We start from the raw sequence: 21,070 nt of genomic DNA on the forward strand, positions 1-21,070 counted from the left end.
ATGTGGCGCCGCATCCTCACCCTGATCGCGAAAGAGCTGGCGCAGCTGCTGTCCTCGCGCCGCAACGTGGCGATGCTGATGATGCCGCTTCTGGTGCAGCTCGTTGTCTTCCCCTTCGCCACCACGCTCGAGGTGCGCAATGCCGCCGTCGCGATCCTGAACGAGGATCCGGGCGCCGAGGCGGTCGAGCTGGTGAACCGCATCGCCGCCGCCTCGGCCTTCGGCACGCTCCACCCGGTGCACAGCGAGGCCGAGCTCGAGCAGGCGATCGACGCACAAAAGGCGCTTCTGGGCCTGCGCATCCCGCCCGATTTCTCGCGCAAGCTGCTCGAGGGCACCCCGGTCACGGTGCAGGCGCTGATCGACGGGCGCAAGTCGAACGCCGCGCAGATCGCCTTTTCCTACATCCGCGACATCACCTCGACCTTCGCCGACGAGCGCGCGGGGCAGGTGCTGCCGGCGCGGATCGAGCGGCGCAACCTCTATAACCCGAACCTCGACTACAAATGGTTCGTGCTGCCCAGCCTTGTCGCGATCATCTCGACCATCGGCTGTCTGCTGGTCACCGCCCTGTCGCTGGCGCGAGAGCGCGAGGAGGGCACCTATGACCAGCTGCTCGTCACCCCGCTGACGCCGGGCTACATCATGGTCGGCAAGGCGGTGCCGGGCATCCTGGTGGCGATGACACAGGCCAGCGTGATCGCCGCGGCGGCCGTGTTCCTCTATGGCGTGCCCTTCACCGGGCAGCTGTGGATGCTGCTGCTTGCGATGTTCGCCTATGCGCTGGCGCTCTCCGGCGTGGGGCTGCTGATCTCGGCGATCAGCGCCAGCCAGCAGCAGGCCTTCCTGGGCGTCTTCTGCTTCATGGTGCCCTCGGTGGTGCTCTCGGGCTATCTCGCCCCGGTCGAGAACATGCCGGCCGCGCTGCAGCTGCTGAGCGCGGTGAACCCGCTCACCCATTTCATCGCGCTGTCGAAGGGGATCTTCCTCAAGGGCTTTGGCCTCGCCGAGGTGGTGCCGGCGGTCTCGGCGCTTTTCGCCATCGCCGCCGTCACGCTTTTCGTCGCGCATCGGGTCTTCGACCGGCAGGCGCGGTCCTGACGCCACCGGCCATTGACGCCGCGTTCGGCGTGACAGAGGCTTCCGTGCACGTCACTTTGGCGCCAGCCAGGGAGGAGACCTATGAGCCACTATCCGCACATGCTTGCGCCGCTCGACCTCGGTCACGTGGTTCTGAAGAACCGCGTGCTGATGGGCTCGATGCACACCAATCTCGAGGAGACCGGCGACTGGAACCGCGTCGCCGAATTCTACGCCGAACGCGCCCGCGGCGGCGTCGGGCTGATGGTGACGGGCGGCATGGCGCCGAACCGCGAGGGCGGGGTGTTTCCGGGGGCGGCGGGGCTGTTCACCCCCGAGGACATCGCCCATCACCGCCTCGTCACCGAGCGCGTGCATGCGGCGGGGGGGCGCATCGCGATGCAGATCCTGCACGCCGGCCGCTATGCCTATTCGCCCGACTGCGTTTCGGCCAGCGCGGTGAAATCGCCGATCTCGCCCTTTCCGCCCAAGGAACTCGACGAGGCCGGGATCGAGAAGCAGATCGCCGACATCGCCACCGCTGCCGCTCGCGCCCGCGAGGCGGGCTATGACGGCGTCGAGGTGATGGGCTCCGAGGGCTATTTCCTGAACCAGTTCCTCGTGCGCCACGTGAACCGGCGCGAGGACCGCTGGGGCGGCTCCTACGAGAACCGGATGCGCCTGCCGGTCGAGGTGGTGAAACGCGTGCGCGCCGCGGTCGGCCCCGATTTCATCGTGATCTACCGGATCTCGCTGATTGACCTGGTGCCCGAGGGCTCGACCTGGGACGAGGTGGTGACGCTCGCGAAGGCGATCGAGGCCGCCGGCGCCAGCATGCTCAACACCGGCATCGGCTGGCACGAGGCGCGGGTGCCGACGATCGCCACCTCGGTGCCGCGCGCGGCCTTCACCTGGCTCACCGCGCGGCTGCGCCCCGAGGTCTCGATCCCGGTCATCACCTCGAACCGGATCAACACCCCGGGCGTCGCCGAGGAGATCCTCGCCCACGGCGATGCCGACATGGTCTCGCTTGCCCGCCCCTTCCTTGCCGATCCCGACTTCGTCGCCAAGGCCGCCGCGGGGCGCGCGGCGGAAATCGCCCCCTGCATCGCCTGCAACCAGGCCTGCCTCGATCATACCTTCTCGGGCAAGATCTCGAGCTGCCTCGTCAACCCGCGCGCCGGGCACGAGACCGAGCTGACGCTGGCCCCGACGCCCGCGCCGAAGCGCATCGCCGTCGTCGGGGCGGGGCCCGCGGGCCTTTCCGCCGCGATCACCGCCGCCGGGCGCGGCCATGCCGTCACCCTGATCGACCGCGCGGCCGAGATCGGCGGCCAGCTGTGCATGGCGCGCCGGGTGCCGGGCAAGGAGGAGTTCCACGGCCTCACCGACTGGTTCGCGACGATGCTGGCGCGCACCGGCGTCACGCTGCGCCTGAACACCGAGGCCACGGTCGAGACGCTCGCGGGCTTTGACGAGGTCATCATCGCCACCGGCGTCACGCCCCGCAGCCCCGGCATCCCGGGCGAGGAACGGGCCGCAAGCTACATCGACATCCTGACCGGGCGCGTCACCGCCGGCCCGCGCGTCGTGATCGTCGGCGCGGGCGGCATCGGCTTTGACGTGGCCGAGTTCCTGACCGTCACCGACAGCCCGACCCTGCACCCGGAAGACTGGATGCGCGAATGGGGCGTCGGCGATCCGGCGCGCACCCCGGGCGGCCTGGCCACGCCGCAGCCCGAACCGCCCGCGCGGCAGGTGACGCTGTTGCAGCGCAAGCCGGAAAAACCGGGCCGCAAGCTGGGCAAGACCACCGGCTGGATCCACCGCGCGGCGCTGCAGGCCAAGGGTGTGCGGATGATGGGCGGGGTGAATTACGAGGCGATCACCGCCGAGGGGCTGCAGATCAGCTTCGGCCCCGAGCGCAAGGACCCCACGCTGATTGCCGCCGACACCGTCGTGCTCTGCGCCGGCCAGCTGAGCGAGCGCAGCCTTGCCGAGCAGCTGATCGCCGCCGGGATCACGCCGCAGGTCATCGGCGGTGCCGATGTCGCGGGCGAGCTTGATGCGAAACGGGCGATCGATCAGGGCACCCGCCTCGGCGCGGCGCTCTGATCTTCATCTTGCCCGAAATACCTCGGGGGGTTCGGGGGGCGGCGCCCCCCGGCCATCACCCCTGCCAGTCGTCGCCGTCAGGCCGCGCCGGTCTCGACGCAATGGCGCCGGAACGCCTTCTTCAGCAGGTCGAGCTCGGCCCGCAGAAGCTCGATCTCGGCGCGCAGGTCGTCTTCCAGCGGCGCGCCGGTGACGATCGAGAATTTGCCCACCGTGTCTCTGCCCTCGCGGATGACGAAGCTCTGCACCCCGTCCGACAGGAGCCCGGCCGGGATCGGCAGGCTCAGCCGCCATTTGCCGTCTCCGGTGGCCTCGAAGGTCAGGCCGGGCAGCTCCTCGCCCTGATGCAGCACGGCGATGCGGGCGTCATCCGCCCCGTCCCAGATCGCTTCCCAGCGGCCATTGCGCACCCGCGACATTTCCAGCATGGCTTTCCCCTCAGATATCCGCGCGCGGATGGCGCACGAAGGTCACGTCGCGCAGCATCACCTGGTTCATCTGCGGCCCTTCGAAGATCAGGTCGACCCAGGCCTTCTCCAGCCGCTTCTCGTTCATCTTGGTATAGGCGAGGTCGAAGTCGACATGGCTCGCCCCGGTGCTCAGCGGCAGCTCGCGCACCAGCTGTTCGGTGTTCGGCCCGTGCTTGACGTTCAGCCGGCAGAAGATCTCGAGCGGCTTTTCCACCTCGACATCGATGTTCAGCCGCACCAGGTGGTTGCGCCGCATCCCCCGCAGCCCGCTTTCGGGCAGGTCGAGCACCAGCGACAGGAACGAGCCGTCGAAGCGGAACACGTCCATCCGCAGACCGTAGGGGGCCGGGTCCTTCTCGCGCGTGTTGCGCAGCTGGTGCAGCGTCAGCTCCGACACCTTGCAGTCGTGAAACAGGGTCACCTCGTCGCCGAGGCGCTGGCGGGTCTCGGCGGCGGCAATGCCGCGCGGCTCGATCGGGCCGCGCCACAACGCGGGCCGCCAGGCCCAGTCCGCACCAAGCGGCCGATCGATGCCGTCTCCGCCCGCCATCGGCATCGTCAGCCGGCCGTCGGCGATGTGCAGAAGCTCGCCGACCGCGTGGCGCACCTGCGCGGCATCGCTGCGCAGCTGCCGCAGGTCGTCGAGATCGAGAGAGGGGGCAAGCCGTGTCGCCCGCTGCCAGCGCGCAAGCGCCCGTCGTTGCACAAGCCGATCGAGAAAGGAGTCCTGTTTCTTGACCATGCCTCGACCCTCGCGACAAATCGTTAACGCTTTGGAAACAATCCCTGCATTTCAGAGTCTTATTCGTGAGATTTCTGAATTTGAAGCGGGAAAAGTGGAATCGTTCCGGTTTCCGGGGGTTCCGCGGGAAAACGGAGGCCTTGGTTCAACTTTTCGGCGAGGCGGTGATTGTTTCCGGGTTCGCGGCGCGAATGGTTGCATCGAAATCGGTCAGCAGGCGGATCTGCGCGGCGTCGGTGATCGAGGCCCCTTCGAGCGGCAGCACCGAAAGTGCGGTGATCCGCCCGGAAAGCCCGGTGATCGCGCGCCAGTAGGTCTCGCTCACCGGGGCGCCCTGCACGCGCGAGCGGTCGCGGATCTTCAGCAGCAGCAGATGCCCGCTGCGCTTGACCTTCAGGATCTCGACATCGTCGGGTGCGCCCGAGCGGGCGAGTGCCGCGCGCCCCGCACCCGAGCGGAAGAAGCGCTCGAAGCCCGGGAAGGTCGCCTCGACAGGGCCCGCGCCCTCGGGGCCGACGGTGGCGGTGAGCATCGCGCGATAGGGCGGTTTCGGCGCCGTCGCATCGCCCGAGATCGCCGCGCAATTGCCCCAGAGCACGAAGCTGCCCGCGCGCTCCTCGCGGCGCGAGCCGGGGTCGACGCAGAAGCCCTTGGGCGCAACGAGGGTCATCGTGCCGCCCAGCACCTCGGCGCGGTCGGTGGCAGGCGTGCCGGGGGCGACGCAGCCGGCAAGCCCTGCCAGCAGGGCCGGCAGCAGCAGGCGCCGCAGCGAAAAGGGGCTGATCCTCGTGCTCATGCAAAAGGCATAGCGGCGGCGGCGGCCTCGGGCAAGCCTTGCCGCGGCCGGTGCCGAAGGGGTGAAGCCGCGTGTGCGGCCGGCCGCCGGTGCGCTGCGGCGCAGGCGGCGTTTCGCCTTGCCCCCCGCCCCCCGGCGCGGCATCTTCGCGCCGACACGGGCCCGGCCCACGCAACCGGGCAGGAGGGGCGATGTTCTATCTCGGGATCGACGGCGGCGGCACCGGATGCCGCGCGGCACTGGCCGATGCCTCGGGGGCGGTGCTGGCCCGGGCCGAGGGCGGCCCGGCGAATATCGCCACCGATTTCGATGCCGCGCTGCGCGAGGTGTCCGCCGTCGCGCGGGCGGTGATCGGCGATCGCCCCGCGGCGCAGGTGCGCGCGGTGCTGGGCCTTGCCGGGGCGAACCTGTCGGGGGCGGGGCCGCGGCTCGCGGCAGCGCTGCCGTTTCCCGCCAAGGTGGTGCAGGACGTCGCCACCTCGGTGCGCGGCGCTTTGGGCCCGCGCGACGGCATCGCGGTGGCGATCGGCACAGGATCGGTCTTTGCCCGGCAGATCGGCGGGCGGCTGCGCGCGATCGGCGGCTGGGGCCTGCGGCTTGGCGACGAGGCCTCGGGCGCCTGGATCGGCCGGGCGCTGGTGATGCGCACGACCCGCGCGCTTGATGGCTTCGTGGCGCTGACGCCGCTGCTGGCGGCGCTTTCGGACGAGCTGGGCGGGCCGGCGGGGCTCGTGGCCTTTTCGCTGGCTGCGACGCCCGCCGACTGGGCCTGCCTTGCCCCGCGCGCCTTCGAGGACGACCCCGCCGCGCAGGCGGTGCGCGCGGCCGCCGCGGCCGAGATCCGCGCCGCGGTGGAGCTGCTGCAACCCGAGGCCCCGCTGCCCGTCGTCTGGATGGGCGGGCTCGGGCCGCGGCTCGCTCTGCCCGACTGGCCGGCGCTGGCGCCCGCGGGCACGGCGCTTGACGGCGCGCTGGCCCTTGCGCGCGAGGAGATGACATGGACCGACTGATCTTTACCGGCGCGCGGATCTTCGACGGCACGCGCTTTCACGACGGCGCCGCACTTGTGGTCGAGGGCGGCCGCATCGCCCGGGTCCTGCCCGAGGCCGAGGCGCCCGCGGGGCCGCGCATCACGTTGCCGGGCGGCACCCTTGCCCCCGGGCTGATCGACCTGCAGGTGAACGGCGGCGGCGGCGTGATGCTCGATGGTTCGGCCACGGTCGCGACCATCGCCACGATCTGCGACGCGCACGCACGGCTTGGCACCACGGGGCTGTTGCCGACGCTGATCACCGACACCGCGGCGGCGACGCGTTCGGTCCTGGCGGCGGGGATCGCCGCGGCGGCGCGGGTGCCGGGCTTTCTGGGGCTGCACCTCGAGGGGCCGCACCTTGACCCGAAGCGGCCGGGCTGCCACCCGCCGCAGTGCATCCGGCCGCTGACGCAGGACGACATCGACATCCTGACCGAGGCGAAGACCGGTCTGCCCGCGCTGGTGGTGACGCTGGCGCCCGCCTCTGCCACCCCCGATCAGATCGCGCAACTGGCCGAGGCCGGCATCCTCGTCTCGCTCGGCCATGCCGAGGCAAGCTTTGCCGAGGCGCAGGCGGCCCATGCCGCCGGGGCGCGGATGGTCACCCATCTCTTCAACGCGATGTCACAGCTTGGCTCGCGCGAGCCGGGGCTCGTTGGCGGGGCGCTGAGCCTGCCCTTCGCCGCCGGTCTGATCGCCGATGGCATCCATGTCTGCCCCGAGACCCTGTCGCTTGCCCTGCGGCTGGCGGGGGATCGGCTGTTCCTGGTGACCGATGCGATGGCGGTCGCGGGCACCGAGGCGCAGGAATTCACCTTGGCCGGGCGCCGGATCCTGCGCCGCGACGGCGCGTTGCGGCTGGAAAACGGCACGCTTGCGGGGGCGGACCTGACCCTGCCCGAGGCGATCCGGCTGTGCATCACCCGGCTTGGCCTTGCGCCCGAGGCGGCGCTGACGATGGCGACGGCGCGGCCTGCCGGGCTGATCGGGGCGCCGGCCGGACGCATCGCCCCCGGCCTGGCCGCCGATCTGGTGCATCTCACCGCCGACTGGCGCCTTGCGGGCACCTGGCGCGGCGGTGTCGCAGTTCAGGCGAAGTCTTCGACCGAATAGCCCTGGATATACAGAAGCGCGCTCAGGTCGCCGTGGTTGATGCGGATGTCGCATTGCGCGGCGACCGAGGGCTTGGCGTGCAGCGCCACGCCCATGCCGGCCAGATGCAGCATGCCAAGGTCGTTCGCGCCGTCGCCCACGGCGATCACCTCGGTCGCCGCAAGGCCGAGCCGGGCCGAGATCTCGTGGAAGGCCTGCACCTTCGCCTCGCGGCCGAGGATCGGGCGCGAGGGCACGCCGGTGAGCTTGCCGTCCTCGACCAGCAGCACGTTGGCGCGGTTCTCGTCAAAGCCCAGCACCTCGGCGACATGGCCGGTGAAGGCGGTGAAGCCGCCCGAGACCAGCGCGCAATAGGCGCCGTTCGCCTTCATCGTGCGCAAAAGGTCGTGGCCCCCCGGCATGAAGCTGAGCCGCTCGTCGATCACCTGGCGGATGACGTCGGCGGACAGGCCCCGGAGCAGACCGACGCGTTCGGTCAGCGCGCCCTCGAAATCAAGCTCGCCGTTCATCGCCCGCGCGGTGATCTCCTTCACCCGCGCGCCGACGCCCGCCACGTCGGCGAGCTCGTCGATGCACTCCTGCTGGATCATCGTGCTGTCCATGTCAGCGAGCAGCATCTTCTTGCGCCGCCCCTCGGCCGGCACGATGACCAGGTCGTGGCCCAGCCCCTGCAGGCTTTCCCACACGTCCCAGCGATTCGAGGGCATCTCGCTCAGCTCGAACTCGGCGGCGATGCCGGGGCTCAGCCAGCGCGCCTCGCCCCCGCCCCAGGCGTTGCGCAGCGATTCAACGGTGACGCGCTCGAGATTGGCGGCTTTCGGATCGGCGAGGAGGACGGCAATGAACATTGGGGGATTCCGCGAGAAGTTTCCGATAGTGGAGCGCGGCGTCGCTTTCGGGCGCCGATGCGGCGCAATATCGCAATTTCCCCCCTTGTGCCAGAGCAGGCGGAGGCGTATCTGCCGCAGCGGGACACCTCTCCCCAACGAGGGGCGTTTATCTGGAAGGATACCATTGATGGCTTACGAAGCTCCGGTCGCGCGTCCGGTCAATCCGCGTTTTTCTTCGGGCCCCTGCGCGAAGATCCCCGGTTTCTCCCTCGACATGCTCGCTGACGCGCCGCTTGGCCGCTCGCATCGTGCCGCCGTCGGCAAGGCGAAGCTGAAAGAGGCGATCGAGACCACCCGCGAGATCCTGGGTGTGCCCGCCGACTACCGCATCGGCATCGTTCCCGCGTCGGACACCGGCGCCGTCGAGATGGCGCTGTGGTCGCTGCTCGGTGCCCGTCCGGTCACCATGTGCGCCTGGGAATCCTTCGGCTCGGGCTGGGTCACCGATGTGGTGAAACAGCTCAAGATCGACGCCGACGTGAAGAAGGCCGAATATGGTGACATCGTCGATTTCACCGATGTCGACTTCAACACTGACGTCGTCTTCACCTGGAACGGCACCACCTCGGGCGTGCGTGTCGCCAACGGCAACGACATCCCGGCCGAGCGCCAGGGCCTGACCATCTGCGACGCGACCTCGGCCGCCTTCGCGATGGATCTGCCCTGGGACAAGCTCGACGTCGTCACCTTCTCCTGGCAGAAGGTGCTGGGCGGCGAAGGCGGCCATGGCGTGCTGATCCTCAGCCCGCGCGCCGTCGAGCGGCTGGAAACCTACACCCCGAAATGGCCGATGCCGAAGATCTTCCGCATGACCAAGGGCGGCAAGCTGATCGACGGCATCTTCGTCGGCGAGACGATCAACACCCCCTCGATGCTCTGCGTCGAAGACTACCTCGTGGCGCTGAAATGGGCCAAGTCGATCGGTGGCCTGAAGGGCCTGATCGGCCGCGCCGAGGCGAACGCGCAGGTGGTGTGGGACTTCGTCGCGGCGAAGCCCTGGATCGAGAACCTCGCCAACAACCCGGCGAACGCCTCGACCACCTCGGTGTGCCTGAAGTTCAACGACGCCCGGATCAAGGACGGCGCGGCCTTCGCCAAGGCCGTCGCGAAGCGGCTCGAGAAGGAAGGCGTCGCGCTTGACGTCGGCGCCTATCGTGACGCCCCGGCCGGCCTGCGCATCTGGTGCGGCTCGACCGTCGAGAAGGCCGATCTCGAGGCGCTGATGCCCTGGATCGAATACGCCTTCGAGGCGGAAATCGCGGCTCAGGCCTGATTTCAGGCGGCCTGCCTCCGGGCGGGCCGCATGCGAAAGCGCGGCGGGACGTCTATAGACTCCGTGACGACCCGCCCTTTCCGAAATCCCGTATATTCAGGAAATCCAGAAATGGCCCCCAAGGTTCTCATCTCCGACAAGCTTTCCGACGCCGCCATCGCGATCTTCAAGAACCGCGGCATCGAAGTCGACTTCCGCCCGGAACTCGGCAAGGACAAGGACAAACTGGCCGAGGTGATCGGCGATTACGACGGTCTTGCGATCCGCTCGGCCACCAAGGTGACCGCGGCGCTGCTCGAGAAGGCGACGAAGCTGAAGGTCGTCGGCCGCGCCGGCATCGGTGTCGACAACGTCGACAAGGAAGCCGCCTCGAAGAAGGGCGTGATCGTGATGAACACGCCGTTCGGTAACATGATCACCACCGCCGAGCACGCGATCGCGATGATGTTCGCCGTCGCCCGCCAGATCCCCGAAGCCTCGGCCTCGACCCAGGCCGGCAAGTGGGAGAAGTCGAAGTTCATGGGCGTCGAGCTGACCGGCAAGACGCTCGGCGTGATCGGCGCCGGCAACATCGGCGGCATCGTGTGCGACCGCGCCAAGGGCCTGAAGATGAAGGTCATCGCCTATGATCCCTTCATGTCGGACGAGAAGGCCGCGAAGATGGGCGTCGAGAAGGTCGAGCTTGACGAGCTGCTCGAGCGCGCCGACTTCATCACCCTGCACGTGCCGCTGACCGAGCAGACCCGCAACATCCTGTCGCGCGAGAACCTCGAGAAGACCAAGAAGGGTGTGCGCATCATCAACTGCGCCCGCGGCGGTCTGGTCGACGAGGACGCCCTCGCCGATCTGCTGAAGTCGGGCCATGTGGCCGGTGCCGCCCTCGACGTCTTCGCTGTCGAACCGGCGACCGAGAACGTGCTCTTCGGCCTGCCGAACGTCGTCTGCACGCCGCACCTTGGCGCCTCGACCTCGGAAGCGCAGGAAAACGTTGCGCTGCAGGTCGCCGAGCAGATGTCGAACTACTTGCTCGACGGCGCCGTCGAGAACGCGCTGAACCTGCCGTCGATGACCGCCGAAGAGGCGAAGGTCATGGGCCCCTGGGTGAAGCTGGCCGAATACCTCGGCTCGTTCATCGGCCAGATGACCGACGAACCGATCAAGGCGATCAACATCACCTATGACGGCATCGTCTCGAAGATGAACCTGAAGGCGCTTGATTGCGCGGTGATCGCCGGGATCATGAAGAAGGCGAACCCGGACGTGAACATGGTCTCGGCGCCGGTGATCGCGAAGGAACGCGGGATCCAGCTCTCGAAGACCACGCAGGACAAGTCGGGCGTGTTCGACGGCTACATCAAGGTCACCGTCGTCACCGACGTGCGCGAGCGCGCCGTGGCCGGCACCTGCTTCTCGGATGGCAAGCCGCGCTTCATCCAGATCAAGGGGATCAACGTCGACGCCGAGGTGGGGCCGCACATGCTCTACACCACGAACAAGGACGTCCCCGGCATCATCGGCAAGCTCGGCACGCTGCTTGGCGACCACAAGGTCAACGTCGCGAACTTCACCCTCGGCCGTGCCGCGGCCGGCGCCGAAGCGATCGCCATCGCCTATCTCGATGCGCCGCTCGCCCCGGAAGTGGTGAAGGAACTCGAGGCGACGGGCCTGTTCCAGCAGGTCAAGCCGCTTGAATTCCTCGTCGCCTGAGCGACATGAGAGGATGAGATCCGGGCCCTCCGCTGCCGCGGGGGGCCCATTGCATTCGGTCCTGAGGTTCGGAGGAACAGCATGCGCGCTTATGCGATTGGCGATATCCACGGTCATCTCGACCTGCTGCAGGCGGCACAGGCGCTTGTCGCCGAGGACCGCGCCCGGGTCGGCGACACCGAGGCGCCGCTGGTCCATATCGGCGATCTGATCGACCGCGGTCCGCGCTCGCGCCAGGTGGTCGAGCATCTGATGGCGGGCCAGGCGCGGGGCGAGCACTGGGTGGTGCTGAAGGGCAATCACGACCGCATGTTCGAACGCTTCCTCGAGGACCCCTATGCCCATGACCCGATGCTGCGCAGCGGCATCGAATGGATGCACCCGCGCGTCGGCGGGGTGACGACGCTCGCCTCCTGGGGGGTGCGCAACCCCGAGGAACGGCCGCTGCCCGAGGTCCATGCCGATACGCTGGCCGCCGTCGCGCCCGAGGTTCGGGCCTGGATCGCGGCGCGGCCGACGCATTTCCTGCACGGCGAGCAGCTTTTCGTCCATGCCGGCATCCGCCCGGGGGTGGCCCTTGCCGATCAGGTCGAGGACGATCTGCTCTGGATCCGGGCCGAGTTCCTCGACGATCCGCGCGATCACGGCGTGCTGGTGGTGCATGGCCATACCGCGATCGACAAGGTCACCCATTACGGCAACCGGCTGAACATGGATTCGAGCGCGGCCTATGGCGGCCCGGTCTCGGCCGCGGTGATCGAGGGGCGCAAGGCCTGGCTGCTGACCCCCGGGGGCCGCATTCCGCTTGTCTGAGGCGATATGACGCCCCGTCACTTGCCCCTGGGGCAACTGGCGCCGGCCGCGGTGCCACGCTAACCTCCCCCCACATCTCAAAGGGGGAGTTCTCCATGACCGGCATCGTCATTCTTTCCGGCGCCCGTACCGCCATCGGCACCTTCGGGGGCAGCCTGTCGGGCTTCTGCCCGATCGACCTCGCCACCCATGTCTCGAAGGCGGCCATCGCCCGCGCCGGGATCGATGCCGAGAAGATCGGCCAGGTGGTCTTCGGCCATGTCATCAACACCGAGCCGCGCGACATGTATGTCTCGCGCGTGGCCTCGGTGCAGGCCGGCGTTCCGGTCGGCACCCCGGCGATGAACGTGAACCGGCTGTGCGGTTCCGGCGCGCAGGCGATCGTCTCGGCGACGCAGTCGCTGATGCTGGGCGATGCCGATTTCGCGCTCGCCGGCGGCGTCGACTGCATGTCGCGCGCGCCCTACATCCTGCAGCAGGCCCGCTTCGGCCAGAAGATGGGCGACGTGAAGGCCATCGACATGATGACCGGCGCGCTGACCTGCCCCTTCGGCACCGGCCACATGGGCGTCACCGCCGAGAACGTCGCCTGCGAGCATTCGATCTCGCGCGAGGAGCAGGACGCGCTGGCGCTCTCCAGCCAGGAACGCGCTGCCGCGGCGATCGAGGCCGGCCTCTTCAAGGACGAGATCGCGCCGATCGAGATCGTGTCGCGCCGTGCGACCGTCGTCTTCGACACCGACGAGCACCCGAAGAAGACCTCGGCCGAGGCGCTGGCCGGGCTGCGGCCGGTGTTCAAGAAGGACGGCACCGTCACCGCCGGCAACGCCTCGGGCATCAATGACGGCGCTGCGGCGCTGATCCTGGCGCGTGCCGATGCCGCCGAGGCCGCCGGGCTGAAGCCGCGCGCGAAGATCCTCGGCTATTCGGTCGCGGGTGTGCGCCCCGAGGTGATGGGCGTCGGCCCGATCCCGGCGGTGCAGCAGCTGTGCGAAAAGCTCGGCATGACGGTCGCCGATTTCGACGTGATCGAGTCGAACGAGGCCTTCGCGGCGCAGGCGCTGGCGGTCTCGAAGGAGCTCGGCCTCGACCCGGCCAAGGTCAACCCGAATGGCGGCGCGATCGCGCTTGGCCATCCGATCGGCGCCACCGGCGCGATCCTGACGGTGAAGACGCTCTATCACCTCGAGCGCACCGGCGGCAAACGCGGTCTGATCACCATGTGCATCGGCGGCGGTCAGGGCATCGCGCTGGCGATCGAGCTGGTCTGATGGCTTTCTCGCCAGAGGAGCGGGCAGCCCTGCTGGCCGCGCCCCTGGTGGGGCCGACGGTCCTGCGCCGGTTCGAGGAGGTGGGCTTCGGCACGGTCGAAGCCCTCGCCGCGGCGCAGCCCGAAGACCTGTGCCGGCTGGTCGCGGCCCATCTGGGCACGACCTGCTGGGCGAATGCACCGCGGGCGCGGGCCTCGGTGGCAAATGCCATCGCCGCGGCGCAGGCGCTGGCCGCCGGGCGCGGCTGAGCTAGGGCGTCAGCCGCACCTGGGCACTGGCCGAGCGCCCCTCGGCGTCGAGAACCGTCAGCGTCACGAACCCGGCTGCGGGCAGGGGAAGCAGGCTTTCCCGCGCCCGCGCCCCCACCATCACCGGCGCGCCATTCGCGAGCCAGGTGAAGGGCGGCACGCCGCCACGCAGCTTCACCGTCAATCCGCCCTCGGGCACCTCGACCTGCGCGCCATCGGGCGGGAAGGTCAGCTCGGGCCCGCCGGCCGGCGCCTCGGCGAAGGCCGCATCGCGCGGGCGAAAGCGTTGCAGCGGCTGCGGCAGCCGCGCATTCGGCAAGATCAGCGTCGCGGGCGGCGGCGGCGGCAGTGGCGCGCGCTCGGCTCCGATCCGGTCGAAAAGCTCGAACAGAACCGGCGCCGCGATCTCGCCGCCGAAGGCGCCGGGCACCGGCGTGCCATCGGCGCGACCGAGCCAGACCCCCGCGACATGGCGCCCGTCGAACCCCACCGCCAGCGCATCGCGGTGGCCATAGGAGGTGCCGGTCTTGTAGGCGATGCGGTTCGGCGTGCCGCCGGGCGGCGGCGCGATCCGCGACAGGATGTCGGCCACCTGCCAGGCAGCGACGGCACCGAACAGCTGCCCCTCGCGCGGATGCGCCCCGCCCGCGAGCGCCGACAGGGTGACCGGCCGCCCCATCCGGGCAAGCGCCGCATAGGCCTGCACCAGATCCTCGAGGCTGATGCCAAGCCCGCCAAGCGACACCGCAAGCCCCGGCGCCCCCGATCCCGGCAACTCGACCCGCGCCCCGGTGCGGCGCAGCGCGGCCAGCAGCCGCTCGGGGCCGAGCGCCTCGGTCAGATGCACCACCGGGATGTTGAGCGACAGCGTCAGCGCCTGCCGCACGCTCACCGTGCCGCGAAAGGCGTGGTCGAAGTTCTGCGGATGCCAGCTGCCGAAGGCGACGGGGCGGTCCTCGATCAGCGTCTCGGGATGGGCAAGCCCGTCGTCGAAGGCCAGCGCATACACGAAAGGCTTCAGCGTGGAACCCGGCGAGCGCGGCGCCTGCGTCAGATCGACGAAGCCCGCCCGCGCCGTGTCGGTCCAGTCGGCACCGCCGACCTCGGCCAGAATCTCGCCGCTGCGGTGATCGGCCAGCACCATCGCCGCCGAGACCTGCCCGGCCATGCCCGCAATCGCGCGCCGGGCAAGCCGCTCGGCCGCACGTTGCAACCCGGCGTCGATCGTCGTCTCGATCCGCGCGCCGGGGGCGGCGGCGGCGGCCAGACGCGCCGTCAGGTGCGGCGCAAGCGCGGGAAAATCGCGCCGGCGCGCGGGCACCGGTTCGCGCATCGCGGCGCGGGCGCTGTCTTCGCTCAGCGCGCCGGCGGCGGCAAGGCGGGTCAGCACCCGGTCACGCGCCGCCTGCGTGGCCTTGGGCGCGCGGTCGGGCCGGCGCGCCTCGGGCGATTGCGGCAGGGCGATCAGCAGTGCCGCCTCGGCCGGCGTCAGCCGCCGCGGCTCCTTGCCGAACCAGGCAAGACTTGCCGCCCGCACCCCTTCCAGGTTGCCGCCATAGGGCGCGAGCCGCAGATAGAGGTCAAGGATCTGCGCCTTGCTCAGCTTGCGCTCGAGCGCAAGCGCCACCCGCGCCTGACGGATCTTGCCCGCCACCGTGCCGGTCGGCCCCTCTTCCAGAAGCCGCGCCACCTGCATCGTCAGGGTCGAGGCGCCCGAGACGACATGGCCCGCCGCCAATGCCTGCGCGCCGGCGCGCAGAACGGCGACCGGGTCGATGCCGGCGTGGTCGTAAAACCGGCCGTCCTCATAGGCCACCAGATCGGCGAGAAAGCTCTCGTCGACCGGCCCGGGCGCCAGCCGCCAGCGCCCATCGGCGACCGGGAAGGCGCGCAACAGCGTGCCGTCGCGGGCCAGAACCTCGGTCCCGGTCGCGACGGTGAGCGGCGGCAGCGTGGTCGCCGCCACCCATCCGTCGAGCGCATCGCGCCCCCCCGCCGCCAGCGCGAGGCCGAGCGCGAGCGCGGCAAGCGCGCCCGCCCTCACTCGATCACCACCTCGCCCGCGTCGCTTTGCGCCCGCATCTCGGGGCGATACATGTCGGCGACCGAGGCCGCCGGCAGGTGGAAGCGACCCGGGCTGACGGCGCGCACGATATAGGCCAGCCGGAACGGCCGGTCGCCATGCGCGTCGATCGCGGCCAGGAAACGGTCCTGCCGGAACTCGGTCATCCGGGTGTCCTCGGCGACGTCGAGCCAGTCGAGTGCGGCGATGTCGCCGCCGCGGATCAGGTTCGGGTTGTCGATCTCGAAGCCCGCGGGCAGCGGGTCGTCGACCATCAGCCGCGCATCCTGCTGGCCGAGCGGGGTGATCTCCAGCACGGCGACAAGGCGGGTGCCCTGTTTCACCGTGGCGGGATCGGCGGGATCGCCCTCGAGCGTGTACCAGCTGCGCGAGATCGACCAGCCCTTGCCGCCGGCGGGTTCAGCCACCTCGGGCACGCCGAAGGTGGTCAGCGTCAGGGTCTGCGCCGTGTCGCCCGGGTTCGCGATGGCAATCGCCCGGCCCGCGGTTTCCGCCTCGATCACCTCGACGAGCGGGCCTTTGACCGGCGCGCCGTCAACCGTCAGGCCGCCGGTATCGGGCCGGTCGATGAGCGCACTCGCCGCCATCAGCGTCCAGGCCGCCTCCTGCGTCGAGAGCGGCACCGCGGCCAGCCGCGATGCCAGCGCCTTGCCCGTGCTTTCGAGATTGACGGCGTTCGAGCCCGCCTGCGCGGCGAGTGCCAGCACCGCCGCGGTGTCGCGCAGCCCGGTGCCGTAATCGTCGCGCCAGCCGGTCTCGGCGCCCTTCGCGTTCAGCATCCGCCCGGCGCGCGCGAACATCGCATCGGCCCGGCCCTGATCGCCATAGGAGGCGAGCGCCGCGCCCAGCTGCGCCGCGGCAAGGGGCGTGGCGAAATCGTCGCCCTTGACGTCGGCGTAATAGCGCAGGTCACCCACGGCCGCCGCCCCCTCGCGCGCCAGAACCATCAGCGCATAGGCCAGAACCTGCCCGCCGCCGTTCGACCCGCTGTCGAAATCGGCGGCGTAATTCACCTGATTGCGCAGGTTGTCGAGCGCATTGCGGAAGGCGGTGTCGGGCACCGCATGGCCCGCGGCCTTCGCCCGGCTGAGGAAGTCGGTGACATAGGCATCCAGCCAGCCGTCACCGGATTCGGGCGACCACAGCCCGAAGGCGCCCGAGGCGTCCTGATTGGTCAGCACCTTGCGGATCGCGGTGTCGATGCGGTCGCCGAGATCGGCGGGCGTCACCAGCCGCATCTTCTCGGCCACCGTGCTCAGATACAGAAGCGGCATCGCCTTCGAGGTGATCTGCTCGGTGCAGCCATAGGGATAGGCATCGAGCGCGGCCAGCAGCGCCGGCGTGTTGAAGCGCGCGATCGGGCCTGCCGCCAGCGTCGCCCGCGCCGTGCCCGGCACCATGCCGGCAAAGACATTCGTGTCGAAGGTGAAGGTCTTGCCCGCTGCCAGCTCGAAGCGCGATTCATGCGCCACCTGCGGGTCGTTGCGCTCGACCGGCACGGTCACCACCTTTTCGAGGAGCTTGCCGTCGGGCGTGGTCAGCGCGATGCGGATCTGCTGCACGCCCTCGGCCGCGGGGGCGGTGAGCGGGATCTCGACCTCGGCCTTGCCGAGATCGGCGAGATCGACACCCGAGGGGCGCTCGCCCAGCGTCACGCCGGCGGCGCTGACATCAAGCCCCATCCGCCCCGAGGGGCCGGTTGCATGCACGATTTCAAGCAGCAGCCGCGAGTGGTCGCCCGGCGCGAGGAAGCGCGGCAGCGAGGCGGTCACCACCACCGGATCGCGCACCAGCACATCGGCCGAGGCCTGGCCGACGCCGGTCTTCGACCAGGCGATGGCGCTCAGCCGCACGGTGCCGTTGAAGGCGGGCATGTCAAAGCTGGTGCGGATCATGCCGTCGGCGCCCACCGTCAGCGGGCCCGAGAAATAGGCGACCAGCTCCTCGGTCGGAGGCGGGGCCTGCATCGATATCTCGCGCCCCGCGTCGCCGCCCGAGCGCAGCACGCCCTCGGTGCCGGCGCGGCCGTCGATCAGCCGTCCATAGACGTCGCGCAGCCCGACGCCCAGCCGGCGCTGGCCGAAGTAATGCGCCTGCGGATCGGGGGCCTTGAAGCCGGTGAGGTTCAGGATGCCAAGGTCGACCGCGGCGATGGTCGCATGCACCGTCTCGCCGGGCCGCGCGCCCTCGACCTTCAGCGCCACGGGAAGCGGCGCGCGCGGGTCCGAGGCCGCGGGCACGTCGAAGCTTGCCGTCAGCGCGCGCGGGCCGGGGTCGACCTGCGCATAGCTCAGCCCCATCGCCCGCATCGGCGCGCGTGCGGGCGCCTCCTCGGCGAGCGGCCGGATCACCGAGGCGGTGACATAGGCGCCCGCCCCCCATTCGTCGGTCACCGGCAGATCGATCCGGTTCTCACCGGCCTTCACCGGCACCGATTTCAGCGCGATGAGCCGGTTCGACAGCACCGAGACCAGCGCCACCCCCGGCGCCGGTGCCACGAGGCGCAGCCGCGCCGTGTCGCCCGTCGCATAGGCCGGCTTGTCGAGCGCAAGGTCCAGCCGGTCGGGGCTCGCCATCACGTCGGCGGGCGCATACCAGCCGGCATCGAAGCGCATCGAGGCCGAGGTGTAGCTGTCGCCATGACCGGCCTCGACCACCAGCTCGTATTCGCCCCAGTCGGTCTTCGCGGCGATCTCGGCCGGCGTGGTGCCGGGGGTCGCGTCGCCCTCGGCCACGCGGGTGCGGTGGGTGATCGGCTCCCAGTTCCATTGCCCGTCCATCGCATACCACTGATAGCGGGTCTCGACGCGGTTCAGCGTCCAGTGCAGCGGCAGCGCGACGGGTTTCGCATCGGTGCCAAGCGCGATCAGGCGGAAACGCGCCTCGGCCCCCTCGGCCACGGCGCCGTCAAAGCCCGGGCGGATGCCGATCACCGGCAGCGCTGGCATGACGAGGCGCGAGATGCTGCGCTCGACCGGCCGGCCCGAGCCCTCGCGCAGCCGCACGGTGAAGCGCGCCTCGAGCGGGCGGGCGGCCTCGGTGCCCAGATCGGGCAGCGCCGCCTGGATCTCGCCCGCGCCCTCGGCGTCGGTCTCGCCGGCCTCGAGGCTGTCATAGCGCGGTTCGAAGGGCGTGTCGTAGCGGCCGAAGCGATAGCCGTCAAAGCCCGGCAGGCTGTCGGCCGCGGCAAGGCGCAGATCGCCCTCGAAGCCGAGCCCGCCGCCCGGCGCGCCGAAGAGATAGCGCGCCGCGATGCCGATCGCCGGCAGATCGCCGCCCGAAAGAATGCCCTCGGGCAGGGTCAGGGCGAAGTCGATGCGCTCGGGCAGGAAATCCTCGACGAGGAATTTCGTGGTGGCAAGCGGCGCGGCCTTCGGGTCGGCGAAGACATCGAGCCGCCAGGTGCCGCGCGGCGCCTGTGCGCCGATCGGCAGCGCCGCAGTGGCGCCGCCATCGCCCGCGTCCTGCGCAAGGCTGCGCGAATATTCGACGCCATCGGGGCGCATCAACACCGCGGTCAGCGGCACGCCGGGCAGCGCGGCGGCACTGCCGTCGCGCGCCAGCATCGTCGCCTGCACCGTCTCGCCGGTGCGATAGGCGCCACGGTCGGTGGCAAGGAAGACGTCGATCGGCGGCGCGGGGGGCATGCCCTCGACACCACGGTCGGACAGGTCGAACTCGGCATCGGTGAGCGACAGGAACGCCATGTCTTCGCCCTGCGTCACCGAGACGAGGGCGGGGGCGGCGTTGCCCGCACCCGCGGCCAGCGCCGGGTCGAAATGCACGACGCCCTCGGCATCGGTCGTGGCGCTGCCGATCACCGCATTGGCGCGCGATACCAGCGTGACGGTGGCGCCGCCGACCGCCTTCGCATCGGACAGGCCGCGCACCGCCACCGTCAGCCCGTCGGTGCCCGAGAAGCTGGTCAGGCCGAGATCCGAGATCACGAACCATTGCGTCGCCGGCGGGTGCTCATAGGGATCGGCGCCGGGGATCGAGGCGCGCAGCACATAGACCCCGGGGCCAAGCGGGCCCGTCACCTCCTGCACCGGCAGGCGCGTGGTGACGTCGCGATTCACCTCCATGCCGACATCGGCGGTGCCGGTCCAGACCGTCTGGGCCAGCGCATCCTCGAGGTTGCCGGCATCCCACTGGTCGAGCGAACGGGCGAAATAGTCGCGCTGCATCGAGGCCACGAGGTTGCGGTCCGACACGCGCATCAGTTTCAGATCGAGATGCTTCGTGTTCACCGTCTGCACCGGCAGCCCCGAATCCTCGCCCTTCGGCAGGATATAGGCGCGGCCCGGGAAGGTGACGGCGGGGCCGCGGTCGCGGACATAGGCGGTGATCGTCACGTCCTTGGCGAGGGTTTCCTTCGTCGCCGAGGGCAGCCCCTTGCGGAAGGTGAGTGCATAGCGCTCGCCATGCGCAAGGCCGGCGACGCAGAGCTGGTTCGCCTCGGCCTCGACCGACAGCCCGGCCTTCGGCAGTTGCACGAAACTGGCGTAATCGACGCCCGAACGCGCCAGATCGTCCGAGAACACCGCGCAGATCCGCGGCGCGGCGCTGTCGGCCTCGACCTGATGCTCGGTGATGCGGAAGCCGTATTTCGCCACCGCGTCATCGAGCGCGGCGGCAATGTCCTGCCGCGGCGAAAGGCTGGCGGCAAGGCGCAGCGCCGCGACCATCTCGCGGGTGCGGCCATCGGCCTCGAGCGCCTGCGCGAGCGTGCTCAGCGCCTCGGCCTGCTGGGCGGCATTCGCGGCGCGCAGATAGCCGTTCACCGCGGCCGTGACCGCGGCACCGCTGTCCGCACCCTGCGGCCGGCGCAGCTGCAACAGCGCGTAATCGCTCCACAGATCCGAGGCGTCGGTGAGCACGATCAGCGCGCCCTCGATCGCGATTTCGCGGTTCACGTCGCCCTGCGCGCGGGCCGCCGACAGCGCCTGCGTCAGGTCCTCGGGCCGGGCGAAATTCGTCAGATGCGCGCGCCCCATGCCGCGCGCCTGATCGAGCGCGGCATCAAGGCTGCCGTCCCAAAGGAAGCCGAGATCGGCGGCGCGGGTCTTTGCCCGGGTCCCGGCCGCCGCCGGGCTGGCCACGACGACGCCCGAGAAGGCGCCCTGATAGGGGGTCATCCCGCTGATGCCGGCCTTCGGGAAGCAGGAATTGTTGCGCGCGTTGAAGGTGACCGCCTCGCAGTCGCTGCGCGCAAGGCAGGCCGCCTCGCAGCCCTCGAGCGTGGTGTCGAAGATCTGCGCGAGGTCGCGGCCGCTCAGGTCCATGCCCTCGGCGATGGAGAGCCGCCGTTCCGGGATCACCCGCTGCGGCTCGGCCCCGGCGGGGGGCGGGGCAAGGCTCAGCACAGCGGCAAGAACGGGAATCAGGAAAGACGGCACGCGCATGAAAACAACTCCTCCGAGATGGCGTGATCGT

15 protein-coding genes are annotated in these 21,070 nt (G+C 70.2%); 9 read left to right on the plus strand and 6 right to left on the minus strand.

Features of this window, described 5'->3' with window-relative positions; all coding sequences use genetic code 11:
- Positions 1-1,101, plus strand: coding sequence for an ABC transporter permease (locus tag DYS74_RS13865; protein WP_121534288.1), 1,101 nt, complete (start codon positions 1-3; stop codon positions 1,099-1,101).
- Between the two features lie 81 nt (positions 1,102-1,182).
- Positions 1,183-3,195 carry an NADPH-dependent 2,4-dienoyl-CoA reductase gene (locus DYS74_RS13870; RefSeq protein ID WP_121534289.1) on the plus strand — a complete coding sequence of 671 codons (2,013 nt, stop codon included), beginning with the start codon at positions 1,183-1,185 and terminating at the stop codon, positions 3,193-3,195.
- A gap of 77 nt (positions 3,196-3,272) precedes the next feature.
- Here the strand turns inward: DYS74_RS13870 and DYS74_RS13875 are convergent, their stop codons facing one another.
- The 3 genes from DYS74_RS13875 to DYS74_RS13885 all read right to left on the minus strand — a co-directional run bounded on the left by DYS74_RS13875 (position 3,273) and on the right by DYS74_RS13885 (position 5,203).
- Positions 3,273-3,623, minus strand: a complete 351-nt coding sequence (locus DYS74_RS13875) for a hypothetical protein (RefSeq protein ID WP_121534290.1) — start codon at positions 3,621-3,623, stop codon at positions 3,273-3,275.
- 10 nt (positions 3,624-3,633) lie between these two features.
- Entirely contained in the window at positions 3,634-4,407 is a 774-nt protein-coding gene (locus DYS74_RS13880) for a DUF6478 family protein (RefSeq protein WP_121534291.1), read from the minus strand.
- Positions 4,408-4,552: 145 nt separating this feature from the next.
- Complete coding sequence (locus DYS74_RS13885) at positions 4,553-5,203, minus strand: hypothetical protein (RefSeq protein ID WP_121534292.1); 651 nt, start codon at positions 5,201-5,203, stop codon at positions 4,553-4,555.
- 191 nt (positions 5,204-5,394) lie between these two features.
- On the opposite strand from DYS74_RS13885, the gene DYS74_RS13890 reads away from it, so the two are divergent.
- Both DYS74_RS13890 and nagA read left to right on the plus strand, forming a co-directional pair.
- Entirely contained in the window at positions 5,395-6,213 is an 819-nt protein-coding gene (locus DYS74_RS13890) for a BadF/BadG/BcrA/BcrD ATPase family protein (protein ID WP_121534293.1), read from the plus strand.
- On the plus strand, positions 6,201-7,349 hold the full coding sequence (gene nagA / locus DYS74_RS13895; protein ID WP_121534294.1) for an N-acetylglucosamine-6-phosphate deacetylase: 1,149 nt from the start codon (positions 6,201-6,203) through the stop codon (positions 7,347-7,349). Before DYS74_RS13890 ends, nagA begins: the two co-directional genes overlap by 13 nt.
- Here the strand turns inward: nagA and serB are convergent.
- Positions 7,325-8,197 carry a phosphoserine phosphatase SerB gene (gene serB / locus DYS74_RS13900; protein ID WP_113901881.1) on the minus strand — a complete coding sequence of 291 codons (873 nt, stop codon included), beginning with the start codon at positions 8,195-8,197 and terminating at the stop codon, positions 7,325-7,327. The genes nagA and serB overlap by 25 nt on opposite strands.
- Before the next feature lie 169 nt (positions 8,198-8,366).
- Here serB and DYS74_RS13905 point away from each other — a divergent pair, with 169 nt between their 5' ends.
- The 5 genes from DYS74_RS13905 (at position 8,367) to DYS74_RS13925 (ending at position 13,551) form a co-directional block, all read left to right on the plus strand.
- Positions 8,367-9,512, plus strand: a complete 1,146-nt coding sequence (locus tag DYS74_RS13905) for a phosphoserine transaminase (RefSeq protein ID WP_113901880.1) — start codon at positions 8,367-8,369, stop codon at positions 9,510-9,512.
- Between the two features lie 111 nt (positions 9,513-9,623).
- Entirely contained in the window at positions 9,624-11,219 is a 1,596-nt protein-coding gene (gene serA / locus DYS74_RS13910; RefSeq protein ID WP_113901879.1) for a phosphoglycerate dehydrogenase, read from the plus strand.
- 81 nt (positions 11,220-11,300) lie between these two features.
- The gene (locus DYS74_RS13915) at positions 11,301-12,032 is read left to right on the plus strand and encodes a metallophosphoesterase (protein WP_121534295.1); all 732 of its coding nucleotides are present in this window, start codon (positions 11,301-11,303) and stop codon (positions 12,030-12,032) included.
- Between the two features lie 95 nt (positions 12,033-12,127).
- Positions 12,128-13,303 carry an acetyl-CoA C-acyltransferase family protein gene (locus tag DYS74_RS13920; protein ID WP_121534296.1) on the plus strand — a complete coding sequence of 392 codons (1,176 nt, stop codon included), beginning with the start codon at positions 12,128-12,130 and terminating at the stop codon, positions 13,301-13,303.
- On the plus strand, positions 13,303-13,551 hold the full coding sequence (locus DYS74_RS13925) for a helix-hairpin-helix domain-containing protein (RefSeq protein ID WP_121534297.1): 249 nt from the start codon (positions 13,303-13,305) through the stop codon (positions 13,549-13,551). Before DYS74_RS13920 ends, DYS74_RS13925 begins: the two co-directional genes overlap by 1 nt.
- Position 13,552: 1 nt before the next feature.
- On the opposite strand, the gene pbpC is transcribed toward DYS74_RS13925, so the two are convergent.
- Both pbpC and DYS74_RS13935 read right to left on the minus strand, forming a co-directional pair.
- On the minus strand, positions 13,553-15,595 hold the full coding sequence (gene pbpC / locus DYS74_RS13930) for a penicillin-binding protein 1C (protein WP_121534298.1): 2,043 nt from the start codon (positions 15,593-15,595) through the stop codon (positions 13,553-13,555).
- The gene (locus DYS74_RS13935; RefSeq protein ID WP_121534299.1) at positions 15,592-21,039 is read right to left on the minus strand and encodes an alpha-2-macroglobulin family protein; all 5,448 of its coding nucleotides are present in this window, start codon (positions 21,037-21,039) and stop codon (positions 15,592-15,594) included. Before DYS74_RS13935 ends, pbpC begins: the two co-directional genes overlap by 4 nt.
- Between the last annotated feature and the right edge of the window lie 31 nt (positions 21,040-21,070).

Source organism: Paenirhodobacter hankyongi, assembly GCF_003664585.1.
GTDB lineage: Bacteria > Pseudomonadota > Alphaproteobacteria > Rhodobacterales > Rhodobacteraceae > Rhodobacter > Rhodobacter hankyongi.

What these genes read in the sequence shown, in the direction of transcription:
- DYS74_RS13865 (WP_121534288.1), top strand. Translation starts at nt 1, where the DNA reads ATGTGGCGCCGCATCCTCACCCTGATCGCGAAAGAGCTGGCGCAGCTG.
- DYS74_RS13870 (WP_121534289.1), top strand. Translation starts at nt 1,183, where the DNA reads ATGAGCCACTATCCGCACATGCTTGCGCCGCTCGACCTCGGTCACGTG.
- DYS74_RS13875 (WP_121534290.1), bottom strand. Translation starts at nt 3,623, where the DNA reads ATGCTGGAAATGTCGCGGGTGCGCAATGGCCGCTGGGAAGCGATCTGG.
- DYS74_RS13880 (WP_121534291.1), bottom strand. Translation starts at nt 4,407, where the DNA reads ATGGTCAAGAAACAGGACTCCTTTCTCGATCGGCTTGTGCAACGACGG.
- DYS74_RS13885 (WP_121534292.1), bottom strand. Translation starts at nt 5,203, where the DNA reads ATGAGCACGAGGATCAGCCCCTTTTCGCTGCGGCGCCTGCTGCTGCCG.
- DYS74_RS13890 (WP_121534293.1), top strand. Translation starts at nt 5,395, where the DNA reads ATGTTCTATCTCGGGATCGACGGCGGCGGCACCGGATGCCGCGCGGCA.
- nagA (WP_121534294.1), top strand. Translation starts at nt 6,201, where the DNA reads ATGGACCGACTGATCTTTACCGGCGCGCGGATCTTCGACGGCACGCGC.
- serB (WP_113901881.1), bottom strand. Translation starts at nt 8,197, where the DNA reads ATGTTCATTGCCGTCCTCCTCGCCGATCCGAAAGCCGCCAATCTCGAG.
- DYS74_RS13905 (WP_113901880.1), top strand. Translation starts at nt 8,367, where the DNA reads ATGGCTTACGAAGCTCCGGTCGCGCGTCCGGTCAATCCGCGTTTTTCT.
- serA (WP_113901879.1), top strand. Translation starts at nt 9,624, where the DNA reads ATGGCCCCCAAGGTTCTCATCTCCGACAAGCTTTCCGACGCCGCCATC.
- DYS74_RS13915 (WP_121534295.1), top strand. Translation starts at nt 11,301, where the DNA reads ATGCGCGCTTATGCGATTGGCGATATCCACGGTCATCTCGACCTGCTG.
- DYS74_RS13920 (WP_121534296.1), top strand. Translation starts at nt 12,128, where the DNA reads ATGACCGGCATCGTCATTCTTTCCGGCGCCCGTACCGCCATCGGCACC.
- DYS74_RS13925 (WP_121534297.1), top strand. Translation starts at nt 13,303, where the DNA reads ATGGCTTTCTCGCCAGAGGAGCGGGCAGCCCTGCTGGCCGCGCCCCTG.
- DYS74_RS13935 (WP_121534299.1), bottom strand. Translation starts at nt 21,039, where the DNA reads ATGCGCGTGCCGTCTTTCCTGATTCCCGTTCTTGCCGCTGTGCTGAGC.